This window comes from Butyrivibrio sp. FCS006 (assembly GCF_000424525.1).
In the GTDB taxonomy this organism is placed as follows: domain Bacteria; phylum Bacillota; class Clostridia; order Lachnospirales; family Lachnospiraceae; genus Butyrivibrio.
The window spans coordinates 155,054-170,476 of sequence record NZ_AUKB01000012.1; the positions used below are offsets into that span (position 1 = coordinate 155,054).

Below are 15,423 nucleotides of genomic sequence, written 5' to 3' on the forward strand. Positions count from 1 at the left end.
CCCAGTAACTATAATTAGTAGCATGAATAAGACAATTACTACTATAATCCCATTCTACAACTGCAAAAACGCTTTGCCTAGAATGTTAGAGAGCATTCTGGCCGGAACAATGCTGCCTTATGAGATAATTCTCGTTGATGATGGTTCAAGCGACGGTTCAATAGACGTCGCATATAATTATGCACAGAAATATACTTTTATCAAAGTATTATCTCAAAGCCACGCAGGTGTGTCAGCAGCAAGGAACTTAGGGATAAGGAATGCCGGTGGATATTGGATCAGTTTTCTTGATGCAGACGATCATATCGAACCTGATATGTATGAGAAAATGATCGGCGCAATTTACGACGCTTCTTCAAAAAACGAGAACGGTTCAATAGACGGATGCCTCTGTGGATACTTTACCAATAAAGACAGTGTTGTGACGCCTTATTCATATAATTCATCTGAAATTCTTTCATCTGAGGACATGTTAAGACTAATGTTTACAGATGATTCAGTGAGAGGATTTCTTTTCACAAGGCTTTTTAGAACAGATTTGTTAAAAGAGCTTTCTTTTGACTCGGACATACGAATCTGCGAGGACCTTTTGCTCCAGACAAGACTCTTTTCATCAAAAGAAGTACATTTCGCATGCCTGCCCCTTCCCATGTACCACTACATCCAGGATCAGGCTTCAGCAACAGTGACAAAAAGCTTTTTTGATGGCGAGACTTTCATCTACAAGCCTGCCTATGACCGCATTTCCAGCTGTGTCTCGTCAGATCACGTGCTCAGTAGCTACAATTCCATTCTTGATTATTCCATGTACACCTTGCTGAATCAGTACAAGCTTAGCAAAAATGCTGGGACCAAGGCCCAGATCAAAATGCTGCAGAAGGAAATGCACCAAACAAAAACGCCCCTTGCTAAAAAGAGCAAAAGGCGTATTTTCTATGAGTTAGCACCTGCACAAGTTCTTATTTTACTTTAATTCCACCACTGCAAACAGTAAAGAATCCAATAAGATTTACACAATCACTCTGTATACTCTATACCAATATCATCAGATATCTTAATAATTACTAAGTTTCCTTTATTAATAATGGATTTTGGATTTGGATAATTTGGTGCATTTAATATGCTATCATCCTCTAAAACGGATAAGTAATCATCAAAAGATCCCATTTTCAATTGTATTCCAATATCATCCAACACGCCTTTGTAACTATCATATTGACTGCTACTATAAATACCAAAATCACCGGCTTGTGCATATGAGCTTGCTTTAATCCATAACTCATTTTTCCTGAAAAGAGGACTATCTGACATGTTACCAACAAATAAGTATTCATTATTGTCAGAATATATTTCTTCATCAGTTATAGACGCAATTACATTTTGGACGATAGCTTGCGAAGATGTCATTCCTTGTGACAAAGCATCAATATCTGTACCAACAGCGTATATATTGCCATAAAGGAATACGCACCCTAAAATCAAACATATTCTTGCTTTTTTAATATCTTGTTCCATCACACATAGCAACAATGGAATAACAGTGGATAATGGGCCAGTCATCTGAGTGCTTAACCAACCTGTAGAAGGTGCAAGAAGCAAAAAAAGATTTGCTGCTACAGGAATCAATAGCCACAATGCTATAAATAGTATGCATTCTTTAAAATTATTTTTTAACTTTCTAATCCCCTGAAATAATAAAAATGCAAATAAAACAAAAACAAGAGCACATCTTATGATCCTGAAAACATAATTCCCCTCACTAAAGCTAAAAAATCCAATAAACGAAACATATGTGCCCAAAATGCTTTGAGGTAACATCTTTATAATGGTTAAGAAAGATACTGAATCTGCACCTCTATAACTTGATGCTGCAGTATGTCTCAGAATTAGCGCAACATCCCATAATATTTTATATACGATGCATCCTGCTAATAATACCCCCGCTCCTCTAATTAGAATTACTGGTGCATCCGCTCTATTGTCAGAGAGCAGCAAGTTCATGGAATACGCAGCCAATGCCAGGCAAAAACAACCGATATTTGACTGATACAGTCCCAATGAAACGGAAAGCAGCAGAGTTCCTACAGCACAAGAAAATAATACTTTTTTGATATTTCCAGAGGCATCGCTGTTTATGACAAACCATGCTGATAGAGCTGCAGTAAAAAAGGACGCTCCAAAGGTTGGTGATTGAAACCTGAAAGAAAGATAGCAGCATGTTGTTGTGCTAACGATAATTATAAGTGAATACAACAAATAGTGTTTCTTATGTATAAATGGCGAAAACAAAAAATAGGTTCCCACAGTCATAAAGAGAAGAGCTAATAAGGAATTAAAGGGCTCTGCACTATAGCCTTCTCTGATTTTATCCAAGAAAAGCCATGCCCACCTTCCATTAGACAACTCGTGATTACCTGCCTGATAATAAGTAGAATACCATAAACCCTCATAAGAATTTGTAAGGCTATTAGCAATTATCGGAAGAAAACACACTACACTAATAAGCATAATTATCATCGTGTACTTTATAAAGTAATAACCCTCTTCATTATATTTGATTCCACTACTATCCATTTTTGTTAGCAACTCCTTCACTCATTTCCACGCTCAGCATCCAAAATCTTAATCCAATATCCATTTATTCTCTTAAATGAATCATCGCGCCTCATACTTATATACATCAAAGAAATCCGTTGAATACCCACATTTTGTCAACTCAATATCAGCATTTTCAAATATCAGTAATAGCTCATCAGTATCACAGAATTTATTTATGTACACTACTGTATCTGTACTCTTATCAAAACGCGCAACGAGCTGATCTGACGATATCTGATTATCCTTGACAAGCATCCAATAAGGATGAGCCACCTCTGCTGCGACCTCCAGATATTCCGAATCATTCTCCGGGTCGACTATGAGCGCCTCATAGCCTTGATACTCATTAATGAAATCAATCTTATCTGCAGTTACAGGAAATGCATATTCCGGAGAAAGACGTAATGACAACACATATATCATCATTACAAACAGCGCAATTATAGAAGCACGAATATATCTGCTTTTTACAATCATCCCCGAACCCTTCCAAAAAACAATGACTATTATTGCACATATTATTGGGATTGACGGCATAACATATCTATCTACTACCCAGGGTGATATATATGCTGAAATCACATAAAATACCGAAGCTGGTATGACAAGATATACTCCAAGCGCAAATCTGTTTGATGCTAGAAATGCTGAAAAATCACTTCTAGCTGCCTTTATTAAACATAACAGACCAAATAGCATAATCAAAGCAAATATCAGCAATAATATCTTTTTGCTTCCTCCAAAAATCGAATTCCGAAGAAGCACCGAAAACTCCTTTAACCTTGAAAACAACTTAAACGAAGCTGCATTATTTTTTATATCTTCGGTCCTTCCGTTAACCAAGACCTGATATACTGACACTGGCCATACAATCAGATATACTACAGCAGTGACAATCTGACTTAATATATATTTTTTTACAGTCATTTTATGTACCAAAAAGATAATAACTGTTATACAAAACAGCAAAAAGATAAATATGGCAGCATAGAACTGTGTTAGCATGGCAAAAAATTCAACAATGCAGATTTTTAGTAGCAGCTTTCCATCCCACCGATAATTATTCTTTACCATTGATAAATACAAATATTGGAGTAATACGAACCAAAAAGTAAGCAGTGCGTACATTCTGATATACATGGCAGAATTGATAAGGTCGTAGCTGAGTCCATAAAACAAAACTCCCAAGACACTGCAAAAACGGTCTTCAGTGAAGTAAAAAATAATTCTGAAAAGAAGAATACATGTAAGCAGAAGGGCAATTATATTTATAATGAACCCCACATGCATCAGTGAGACTCCTACCAATAAAGAATCAAATACATTAAACAGCAAATAGTAAAAAGGGGGATGGGAATCAGGAATTGTTAGTATCAATGTTTCCAAAAAAGTGAATTTCTCACCTTTTTGCGCATCAAACATATCACTCACTTCAGCATATGAGTATCTCTGCCCCAATACCATTGGTGCATCTCCATATACTTCCCAAAAGTTTTTAATAATTGAAGCGTTGTTATTATTGAGACGTGTTCTAAAATCACCTAGACTCGTATAACTTGCATTGGCTATATGAAACGTGGCTTTTTCATCTAGAAAAAAACCCTCTTTTTTTGATTCAAAAAATATAGCATTCATCAGAATCAGTAATACTGCTATTGTCAATAAAAGGATGTCGTAAACCTTTTGTTTATTCATAATATCCCCAATACTGTTCAGCAAAAAATAATTGCATTCTCATCTCTTAATTTTACCAATGCCAGTCTTTTCCAATGGAGTATTAGTTATTCTTTTTCTATATATTCTCTTATAGGTAGGCACCCTGGTGTTTAACTCTTCAATAAACTTATTGATTATTTCTTCTTTTCCTCGTTTTGAATATATAAGCGCACAAATTCTGTCGTCCTGTTCATAAACTTTACATTCTATGATATCATCACATAAATAAAGCATCTGTTCCAACTCTTCAGGACTAACATTTTCACCATTGGAAAGAATAATAAGATTTTTCTTTCTTCCGGTGATATAAATATATCCTTCGTCATCAACATACCCAAGGTCGCCTGTATGAAGAACGTTTCCTTCAAGGGCAATTTCTGTCTCTTCAGGATTGTGATAATATCCAATCATAACGCCTGGCCCAGACACACAAATTTCGCCATCTATAAAAGTGACCGTAACAGATGGATCAGGTTGCCCCACCGACTCCAAATGCTTTGAACATTCAAAGTTACTTGACAAAATACCACTATATTCCGTCAGACCATAACACTGACCATAGGCAATCTTATGTTCAAGGAATAGCTTTGCAATATTAATGTCTGGCGCAGCACCAGCTGTAATTACAAGTTTTGCATTTCCAAATCTTTTATAATTCCCACATAACAGTGATTTTTTCCACAATTTAAGGGTGGCTGGTATTACAATAGCAAAATCAATTTCATGGTTTTCAAGGTCAGTCAATAGATTACCGGGATTAATGCTGAGATAAGTTGTAATACCTTTTTCTATCTGAAATAGCCAATGTGTAATACCTCCAATATGATAATAGGGAAGGTTAGTATACGATCTAGTTCCCACAAGATTGTCTATTGGACAAAATGAAGAAAAAGCTTCTCTCACTTCTTCAAAAAGATTCCCCACCTTGATAACTACTCCCTTAGGCTTTCCAGTAGTTCCTGAAGTATAGACAATTGCTGCATGATTATCCCTCTCCTCATCAGAAAAGTCTACAAGATCATAATCTCCTTCACGATCAGTAAACAACTCTTTCACATTGGCATATTCAAATCCTGTCTTTTCAATAAAGGATTGTGTTTTATCATTTACTAACACAAAATCCATATCAGAATCATACAGTTCATACTTGATATTTTCTTCACTCTCACGCACGTTTAAAGGCACAACAACTGCTCTGCAAAATAAAACAACCGCCAAAGCAACAGTATATTCAAGTCCAGAATCAAAATATATTCCGACATGTTTACCAACAGGATTACCCAGTATTTTATTCAGGTTATTAGAGGCATTTTTTAATGTTTTGTAATAATCCATGTAGGTTATGCAATCTGACTTCTCGCCGTCCATTACAACATAAGCCATTGTAACCCCAAAGCTTCTCATTCTTGCCAAAAAATCTACCACGACATTACTCTCCTATGTTTTTCCATTTACAGAAATATAAGTTATTGAATTAAATCTTCCCTGGACCAATCCATAGCATTTACAATGGCTGCCCTTTCATCAGTAGGTTTCTTTCTTGCCCTGATCTCCTTGCATGGGGTTCCAACATAAATAGTCCAAGGCTTAAGTTCACCCTTCACTAGTGAATTAGCTCCCACAAAAGCGCCTTCCCTAATAATTGTTCCGGGAAGAATTGTGCAGTTTGCTCCAATGTATGCATCATCCTCAATAATCACATCACCATAGCTGATTTTACCAGCATCACCAGGCAAATGCTCTATTGAATAATATCCGTCAAATTCATAGGTGGATGTAAGCACCTTTGTACCAGGCCCCAAGAAAACTCTGTGACCTATATCGGTTTTTGCCCCTCCTTCCACAAGGACATTCCAAGTCAAAGTGGAATACTTACCAATTCTAAGGCTTTCTCCTGCATCCACAAAAACAAAATCAAACAACTGACAATGATCTTCTAAAACGGCCTTGTCAGCGTGGATCATCTTACAAAGAGGATATAATCTTGTATTCTCACCACAAAACGCAACCTTATCACGAAGATTATTGCCCATTATTTCGATACCATCAATTTTAACTTCGCTCATACTTGCCACCTTTCAATTTAACCCCAACTGTAAATAGCATACACACCTTCATAGTTGTAAATCAGAATCTCCCCTGTTCACGTTCTTTTCTCATGTCCTCAAGCATTTCAAGATACGTATACTTGGGTTGATACCCTAGGTCTGCAACAGTTTCCTTTATGTCCATAATATATTGTGGAGCGTTCGGCTTATCAGGACAGAAAACAAGCTGTGATTTGTTTTTCGGACCAAACACATCACGTATTCCTTTTATCTGCTCAAGAAGAGGTGTCCCAATTCCTGTTCCAGCATTATAGAAACCTGTTTCCCTATCGACAAAAGCAGCCTTATAAAAGATCTGACATAAATCTTTTACATACATCATGTCTTTCTGACGGCTAGGATCCCCCCAGACTTCAATAGGTTCACCAGCGATAGCCTTGTCAATAATGATCCTGTGCATCATTTTCTGCGGAACACCTGCAACCATGTATGAATCATCACTGTTCCAAAGATAGATATGCGGTAATCTGATTGTAAATGTTTTTATTTGGTAAAATTCATGCAAACATCTGAGCAGATCCTTTGCAGTATTCTGAGTTATAGTATAAACAGAATGATAATTGTCATACTCAAAACAGGGCTCATCATCAACGTGTAAGTAAAGCTGAGTTTCTCCCCTTTTTACAATATCCGCAAAGCTCTTTGCATAAAGGATCCTGTCAGCACCTACCCTAATAGCGTAATTAAAAATTTTAAAGGACCCCAGAACATTAGTCTCAACATAAATACTTGGATTATAACCGTTCATTCTTGCAGGCATTGGGCCTATCATATCAATAACAGCATAAACATCATCCTGTGGAAGCTTGTTATATTCTTCATCATTATTAACATCCATAAGAATTGTGTTGACCATCTTCTTCACAGTGGGGTGCTCAACTCTGTCCACACCGATTATTTCATAATTACTTCCGCAGTACTGAAGGAAATACTCTACAAGGTATCCCCCCATGTTACCCGATGTACCAAATATAAGAATTTTTTTCATTTGGTGGTCTCCTTCTTAATATCAACAAACTACGGCCACATCTTACAAAAGATGGCAAATCAGCCAGGTAAATTTTCAGGTGACTCATATCCATCTATCAATGTATACTGTCCAAGCATCTGACTAATCTCCTCCGGAGAACAATACATCATTACGTCTATTATTGATAGGTTTGGTATAAACAATTCCCTATTCTGTGAATAACATATATCCTCATGGGTTTTAAGAAATTTTAGCCCCACACCATTCTCTCTAAAGAAATTTTGGAAATAAAGCCCTGTTCCTCCAATTGCATTGACATATTCGTCAGCTTTTAATTTCTTGCAGTATGCAACTACTAGGTGTTCTCTCTTATAATCTCCGTCTAAAGGAACATCTTTGCTAGTTAGATTTATTGGCGTTTCAATTCCCAGTTTTTTTGAAGTCAATCGAATTGCATTATCCAAAAAAATTGATAAATTCCGACCTTCAGGTATAAGACCAAATTCCAATACCTCTTTAACAAGATCATAGGTATCAGTAAAATATGGAGCCTTTGCATAAGCGCTCTTTAATGTTGCAAGGAGCTTATTTACACTAGATTCATCAAGTCCTTGTTCATGTTCACAAATAAGCTTATTCTGAGAAGCCTTTTTAACTGATATGCCAAAATTAAACGGCTCTCCATTAACTAATATTTTATTTCTGTTAATGAATCCATTTTTTATATAATTGACATTGTCAACTATCAGATATTTGTCCACTGCATTTAATAACTGCCAATACCCTATATACGGAAAAAAATAGGGTTGCATTATTCCAAGCTTCATATTTCTCACCTCATAACAACAAATTCACACTAAATAATCTCTTACGCCAGGTATCTTGTTTAAAACAAACGAAACACCAAATGAGATTATTGAAACCATACTTCCAATAACAAATATCCCTACAAGCGGAAAATATTTTCCGGCATTAATACCGATCATATCCAGAAGCTGTATTATAAATGGATGAATCCAATAAGCCCCAAAAGAACATATCGATAATATTTTAATAATATTGCACTCCGGTAGGGGCAAATTCCTGTAAAGAACAAAAAGGGCCGTTGTAATAAATAACATATGTATATTAGTCGGATCATAATACAGTTCGGATTGATGACCAAGGCTTAAAACATATGCATACTCAATTTTGTAGGTTACAAACACACTAAAAACTCCAATCACATATAATACATATCTGACTGCTTTGGGAATTTCGGTTTTAGAAAGATAATAACCAAGTACGAAATATGCAGAATAATTAATATACACATAAATAATACTGTCTCTTAAGCCATATAACATCTTCAATAATAAATGGCTATTTACCAGTTCCGGATCCCCAAAATCTCCTATCAAACATGCTATCTGTGCACACATAATCACTATTCCCAAAATAGTTATAAGAAACATCTTCATAACTCGAGTATTCTGGGATATCCATTTTAAGAAAGGCATGAAAACATAAATCACTATTGTCATTCGAATAAACCACATGTGGTAATGCCCCATCAGAAATTGTTCCCACACACTTTGTGCAGGATTTCTTGCGACAATAGTATAGAATAAAGACCACACAAAATAGGCAATTATCATTCTGATAACATATTTTGAATAGAGCTTCTTTACTGTTATATCTCTGCCTAAAAACAAAGTTCCACTTATCATCATAAACATTGGCACGCACCATCTGATAAGACTTTCAAAAGTATTACTGATTTTCCAATCGGCAGAGTGAACGCTTCGCATAAAGAAAGGGACACTATTGTGCTCTATCATTACTGCAAATGTTGCAAGTATCCTGAGATAGTCTAAATAATAAACTCTTTTATCCGGATTATTTCTTTTCATTTTTATCTATATCTTCATTACTTTTGGATGAAATCATGTCTATAACATCCTTTACAGTCTCGATTGACATCATTTCTTCCTCCTTTACATTTATTGAAAATGTCTTTTCGACTCTTGAAACAAATGCCATTATCTCAAGTGAAGACATATCAAGGTCATCCATAAAAGAACTGTCCTCATGAATATCTTCACTTGCAATATCTGTAACATCAACAATCAGTTTTATAATTTCTTCGAAATAGTTATTCATTACTTTTTCTCCCTATTTTCAATGATTCCCTTTATCCAAACCAAAAAATAAGTTGCTACTAAAACCAAAAACAGTCTACCACAGAACAAAGACAGACTATATAAAGCCGGGTGCCATTTCCAATTGTTTGCAAGGTCATATTGGAAATACCTTCCAAAGCCCATATATTCTACACTATGAATGCAATATACATACAGCGACAGCCTTCCGATATTTCTTATAGCATTACTGATTATTCCATCGAATCTATTCAAATATAGAAAACAATAAATAACAAATACCGCTGATATACCATTAAATATAATCGTGATAATACCATGTGAGTAATAGTTGTACGCCATAATACATTTATCCCCAGCTATCATCGCTATGATGTTTAATACAAGGATGGTTCCAATTGATAATACTTTTTGACGAGTACTCCACGATGTAGTAAACAGCTTATTCTTTTTTACAAAATACCCTATGCAAATAAAAAAGGTAGCTATCATTCCTTGCAAGATACACCAAGGTAATATAACAAAAAGGCCGATTATCCAGCCCAATGTTGCAACGCCAGCTGCCGCAATAAGCAGTTTAATCCCTTCCAAATGATTCAAAAGAAAATTAAACAGAATATTACCCAGGGCCAAGGCCAGAATAAACCATATAGGCCCACACATCGGCAAATTAAATCCCAAGAAGTTTTCATAAGTGATTCCTAATGCCGTTATCATGAATATTTTAGCTGTTTCTTCTATCGCTACTCTTCTCTCCCCAAACACGAAAAAATAGTACAAGAAATGAACAATAGTTACAGAAATAAGAACGTAAATAAATGGGATAATAAGCGTATTCCACTGTTTAACAACACATTTTTTATTTGTGGTCTTTCTGAATCCATATCCACTTATAACAAACAGTGCCGGCATTGCAGCACTTACTATAAAGGGAGGCGATACCATTTGCAAAATTCCTATAACAGGAACTTTTTCATATGTATGATGCATAATCATAAAAATCATAGCAAATCCCTTATACAGATTAAACATTCCTAATGTATTTTTAATATAGTATTTTCCCTTCGGCATATTATTTTTCCCTATAAACTGTATGTTTTCATATTCATCAATAAAACTGCACAACGAAATATGTTAATTTAACATCTGAGCAGAGAAATAATCAGTATACTGACCTTCCCATTTAAAAAACTTCTTATTACATTTATCACAATATTGACACATGCTTATTGGAGAATTCATTTTTTCAATTAAAACTTCAGAAGTTATTTCCGGATCATAAATATCTACCACATCATCTGGCAGAGCAATTCCTTTATATTGCGTTTTATCACGCATGACATTTGAAAGAATCGGCAGACCACAGACAGCTAATTTACCATTGTAAAGAAAATGATACTCCTTTGATTCGCAATTCTCCCAATTTTCTTTCGCATTACTTGTTTCTGTACCATCAGAGCATGCAAAAAACTCATTTACTAAGTCCGATACAATCAGTTCAACACCAAATTTACTGCATTTTTCTCTGATTTTATCAAGAATTTTATATGTAGGTGGATAACAGGTAACATCAAAACGCGCCCGATATTTCTTCATGGAGCGCATTAAGGAATCATCGCATGAAGGTATGAGTATGCCATTAGATGCTACTGCAATTCTGGCATGTGGAAATTCTTTTCGAGTCACCTCGATGAATTTCCCCAATTCCGGATTCAGTAATGGTTCGCCTCCCATAAGTCTGATATCAGCAATATTGCTTACAAACTTATGTAACTGGCCTAAATCTTTTTCATACTGACCCAAATCGGAAAACATTGGATCTTCCTGTAGATTACTGTAATGCCCACACCCTTTGCACTTTAAGTTACAATGCCATGCCACATGATATTCCAAGTAATTTAATTCAGGTTTTAATTGAAATGGTTCTATTCTTTTTTGTTTAATACAGTCTACAAACTTCTTTAGTATATTTTTCAAATCTCTTTTCAGCATAAACATATTCATTGCACTTCTATCATTACTGCTATCTAAAAGAGTCTTTTTTATAGTCAAAACTTCTTCTCTTGTAAAAACGGTACAATTATCACGCATCTTATCATACTCATATCTTCTTCGACCATCAAAATCGAGTTTTAGCCCAAAATCAGATGCCAAATTTTCCAGTTCTTTCAATACCTCAAGGTAATTTTTCAGGTTCAAAAAGCTAAAGTAATCGTTCTTTGAGGACCATGACCCAGAATTTTTATTCATAACATATCTGTAAGCTGAAACTTCTTCTCCAGAATTATAAAGCTTACCATCAGCCATCATTATCAACACCATATGCCTGTCAATAAAACGACTCATATCAAAATGGCTCTTTGTAAGCTTGTCAAGCATATCTTCAAAGCTCTTTTTTCTGTACATAGAAGTTGCCGTCTGACCAGGTAAAAGATAGTCTTCAAAATCTTTTATTGTATAATCTCCGCCTCTTTTGAGGAAACCACTGTACTGTTCAAGTTTTTTTTGTCTTTTATCATTTTCATCAACAATTGTGCAAAGGCCAAAACAAGCCACATAATCCCTATGACAATCTAAAAACTCACACTGTTTCATTAGTTTGTCATCATCAATCCAGTAATCGTCCCCCTCTACAAAAGCTATATACTCTCCTTTTGCATGTCTTATAAGATCCATGGCGTTTTCTGTCATTCCAAGATTAACATCACGAATAAACGGAATAATGATCTCAGGATAGTTATCAGCAAATTCTTTTATCACTTTCGCTGTTCCATCACTCGAACAATCATCACCAACCAAAACCTCATACTTAAAATCAACATTCTGTGATAATACGCTTTCCAGCGTGTGGCCAATATATTTTTCTTCGTTATACGCTGCTACAATAACACTGACTTTTATGCTCTTATCACCTGACTCCATTTCCCGCTCCCTCTTCTATAACATTGCAAATCTCTTCCACAGTTTCTATATTAAGATCTGCGTAAAGCGGCAAGGCTAAAACTTGCTTTGACTTTTGTTCAGCTATTTCTGTATTTCCCCTGAAGCCGATATTTTTATAACAATTAAACTTATTTGTGATTGGATAAAAATACTTTCTGGCATAAATATGCTTCTTAGCTAACAATTCACGCAAAGCATCCCGATTCATGCCGTACTCAGCAGAATCAACAAAAATTGGCATATAACTGTAATTGTATGTATTCTTATCCTCATCATAATCTAGAAGTCTGAGCCCGTTAATTCCTGATAATCTCTCTCTATATCTGTTAAAAATAACTTTACGCGCGTTTCTGTTCTCCTCGAAATGCTTTAAGTTGCATATGCCCATAGCTGCCTGAAACTCATTCATTTTGGCGTTCGCTCCAACAAGTTCAACACTTTCCCTGCCCACGATTCCAAAGTTATGCAGCTGATAAATTTTGAGCATAGTTTCCTTGTCCCTTGTTACAGCACATCCGCCCTCAATAGTGTTAAAGCATTTTGTGGCATGGAAACTGAACATTGATATATCTCCGTAACGAGAAATACTCACCCCATTTATCCTTTCGCCAAAAGCATGGGCTGCATCATATATCACTTTCAAATTGTGTCTTTGTGCAATTTTTTCAATCCGCTCAACATCACAGGGCATACCATAAACGTGAACAGGTACTATGGCACTTGTCTTATCAGTAATTAATTCTTCTATTTTATCCGGATCGATTGTACAATCACTTTCCTTAATATCACAAAATACTGGAGTGAGGTTATTTCTGACAATTGCGTGCGTAGTAGATGCAAAAGTAAATGGCGTCGTGATAACCTCGCCCGTAATATCCAACGCCTGTAAGGCCATCTCGAGAGCCATATGTCCGTTACTCATTGGTAATACATGCTGCTCCTGCAAAAATGCAGAAAGCCCTTTATTAAACTCCTGCCAAACCATTCCCATATTTGTCAAGTTATGACTGTCCCATATCTGACGAACATACTCTATATATTCTTCAACAGGCGGAAGGCTCGGCCTGGTCACATAGATATTCTCTTCCACAATCTGCTCCTAACTCCAGTCAGAACTCGTTCATCAATTTTCTTATCTCTATATCCCCAATAACTGCTACTTTTCCATCGCTGATTCTGTAAACCCTGTCGCAGACAGATAATACACTTGGACGATGGGTTGTAAGGATACAGGTTCTCCTTGTGTCCTTCTTCATAATATTACTAAGGACCTGCCTCTCAGTCACCACATCAAGCGCCGAAGTAGCCTCATCCATAAGAAGAATCGGTGTTTTTCTGAGTATAGCTCTTGCGATAGCAAGCCTCTGATTCTGTCCCTCTGAGAAGCCAATGCCACTCTCTCCGATATTGTGATATATGCCCTTGGGAAGCTTTTTTACAAAATCGTATGCGCAGGACTGATTAAGTGAATCTATAATCTCTTCGTCAGTGGCATCCGGAGCTATAAGTCTCATATTCTCGGCTATTGTGCCTGCCAGCATCGTATTCCCCTGTGGAACATATGCAATGAGTGGTCGTGTCTCTGTAGAAAGTACTATCCTTTCTTTGTCATTTCCTTCAATATAAGCATATGCTTCTCCCTGCTGAATATTTAAAATGCCTAGAAGAATACGCAGCATTGTTGTCTTTCCCTCTCCAGAAGGGCCGACAAGTGCAATTATCTCGCCCGGATGAGCTTCCATGGAAACCTTGTCGAATATCTGTCTGCTGGTCTTGTAGGCAAAAGACATCTCATTCACTTTTACTGCAATGCCTCTCCCCTTACTTTTATCAACTAGCCTGTTAAAAGCAGGCGATTCAACGGTCTTCTCATCCTTAATATTTAATAATTCACAAACACGCTCTGTAGACACAGCCAGTTGAAGAGATATGGGTATAAGTCCAAGAAGTTCCTTGCCTGCCATCGCCGTTCTGTAAGCCATAGCAATGACCACTGTAAGTCCGCCAATCGATATAGCGCCTGAATTAACTCTGTAAAGAGCCCATCCGATACAGATTACTCCTGAAATAATTCCAGCAAGAAAGGTTACCGCCCAGGACAATAAAGAGAAAAAGTTTGATCTCATATCTGCGGTATATCTTTCTTTTTCAAGAGCCTCTATTCTCTTATAGAAAACATCGGCCAGACCAAAGGCTTTAACAGACTGGATATTGTGAAACGACTCCTTATGATATGAATTTTCTTTACTCTCAATAGCTTTAATGGCAGTCTGACATTCGTAAACCTTCTTCATGAATATTCTTGAAGAAACTGCAATTAGCGGAGCAACGATAATAACTACAAGAATCATGCTCACATCGTTTATTATAATGACACTGACTGAAACAATGATCATCAAAGTACATGATATAAGGGTTGTCAGAAACCCATTTGCATTGCCTGCGATTGTCATGGCATCATTGCTCAATCTGGTGATAAGATCACCAGTGTGGTAACTGGTCAATTCTTCCCAATCCGAATGCATCAACTTGTTGTACAATTTCTTGACGAGATCAGATCTCATGGAATTGTAGTTCCAGGATCCAAATCTGTTTGAGGTAAGGTTCAAAATAACTACAAGCAGAAAAAGGCCAATAAACTCCAATCCCATTGCTAGCGTTTTTTCTGTATCCATCTCTATAATTATATCCACAAATGGTCCCATCTTATATGTAATATAAAAGCTGACTGCCATATGCAATATTTCCACAGCGATGTAACCCAAAATCCTGCCTATATAGTTTCTATAAAAGCCATATATCCACTTCATATCGTGGTATAGTCTGCTTATTATTCCATCCTTAAAACTTTTTACTTTATTCTTTATCTTTCCCAAAGCAAAAGCCTCACTAATAATTCTTCCAGATCTGTGTATACAACATCACAAGTTTTTCCTCATTCCAGTCA

Annotated in this window: 13 protein-coding genes; 1 reads left to right on the forward strand and 12 read right to left on the reverse strand. The window is 36.2% G+C overall.

The features are described 5' to 3' along the window. Positions 1-22 precede the first annotated feature (22 nt). The gene (locus G633_RS0103790; RefSeq protein WP_196804226.1) at positions 23-973 is read left to right on the forward strand and encodes a glycosyltransferase family 2 protein; all 951 of its coding nucleotides are present in this window, start codon (positions 23-25) and stop codon (positions 971-973) included. Positions 974-1,017: 44 nt separating this feature from the next. Here the strand turns inward: G633_RS0103790 and G633_RS0103795 are convergent, their stop codons facing one another. The 12 genes from G633_RS0103795 to G633_RS17265 form a co-directional block, all read right to left on the reverse strand. Then, positions 1,018-2,574, reverse strand: a complete 1,557-nt coding sequence (locus G633_RS0103795; RefSeq protein ID WP_026519119.1) for a glucosyltransferase domain-containing protein — start codon at positions 2,572-2,574, stop codon at positions 1,018-1,020. Positions 2,575-2,655: 81 nt separating this feature from the next. Next, the gene (locus G633_RS0103800; RefSeq protein ID WP_026519120.1) at positions 2,656-4,293 is read right to left on the reverse strand and encodes a hypothetical protein; all 1,638 of its coding nucleotides are present in this window, start codon (positions 4,291-4,293) and stop codon (positions 2,656-2,658) included. A 39-nt stretch (positions 4,294-4,332) separates the two neighbouring features. Further along, on the reverse strand, positions 4,333-5,739 hold the full coding sequence (locus G633_RS0103805) for a class I adenylate-forming enzyme family protein (protein ID WP_026519121.1): 1,407 nt from the start codon (positions 5,737-5,739) through the stop codon (positions 4,333-4,335). Between the two features lie 41 nt (positions 5,740-5,780). Then, positions 5,781-6,380, reverse strand: a complete 600-nt coding sequence (locus G633_RS0103810; protein WP_026519122.1) for an acyltransferase — start codon at positions 6,378-6,380, stop codon at positions 5,781-5,783. A 61-nt stretch (positions 6,381-6,441) separates the two neighbouring features. Continuing rightward, positions 6,442-7,410 (reverse strand): NAD-dependent epimerase/dehydratase family protein, encoded by a 969-nt coding sequence (locus G633_RS0103815; protein WP_026519123.1) that lies wholly within the window; start codon positions 7,408-7,410, stop codon positions 6,442-6,444. Positions 7,411-7,469: 59 nt separating this feature from the next. After that, positions 7,470-8,219: a WbqC family protein gene (locus tag G633_RS0103820; protein ID WP_026519124.1), complete on the reverse strand. Its 750-nt coding sequence runs from the start codon at positions 8,217-8,219 to the stop codon at positions 7,470-7,472. Positions 8,220-8,243: 24 nt separating this feature from the next. After that, positions 8,244-9,284 carry an acyltransferase gene (locus tag G633_RS0103825; protein ID WP_026519125.1) on the reverse strand — a complete coding sequence of 347 codons (1,041 nt, stop codon included), beginning with the start codon at positions 9,282-9,284 and terminating at the stop codon, positions 8,244-8,246. After that, complete coding sequence (locus G633_RS0103830; protein ID WP_026519126.1) at positions 9,271-9,534, reverse strand: acyl carrier protein; 264 nt, start codon at positions 9,532-9,534, stop codon at positions 9,271-9,273. Before G633_RS0103830 ends, G633_RS0103825 begins: the two co-directional genes overlap by 14 nt. Further along, positions 9,534-10,604, reverse strand: a complete 1,071-nt coding sequence (locus G633_RS0103835; RefSeq protein ID WP_026519127.1) for an acyltransferase family protein — start codon at positions 10,602-10,604, stop codon at positions 9,534-9,536. The genes G633_RS0103830 and G633_RS0103835 overlap by 1 nt, the downstream gene beginning before the upstream one ends. 63 nt (positions 10,605-10,667) lie before the next feature. Then, positions 10,668-12,455 carry a glycosyltransferase gene (locus G633_RS19070; protein ID WP_051199898.1) on the reverse strand — a complete coding sequence of 596 codons (1,788 nt, stop codon included), beginning with the start codon at positions 12,453-12,455 and terminating at the stop codon, positions 10,668-10,670. Continuing rightward, a complete protein-coding gene (locus tag G633_RS0103845) occupies positions 12,442-13,566 on the reverse strand; it encodes a DegT/DnrJ/EryC1/StrS aminotransferase family protein (protein WP_026519128.1) in 1,125 nt (374 codons plus the stop codon). The genes G633_RS19070 and G633_RS0103845 overlap by 14 nt, the downstream gene beginning before the upstream one ends. 19 nt (positions 13,567-13,585) lie before the next feature. Then, positions 13,586-15,352: an ABC transporter ATP-binding protein gene (locus G633_RS17265; protein ID WP_051199901.1), complete on the reverse strand. Its 1,767-nt coding sequence runs from the start codon at positions 15,350-15,352 to the stop codon at positions 13,586-13,588. Positions 15,353-15,423: the final 71 nt, after the last annotated feature.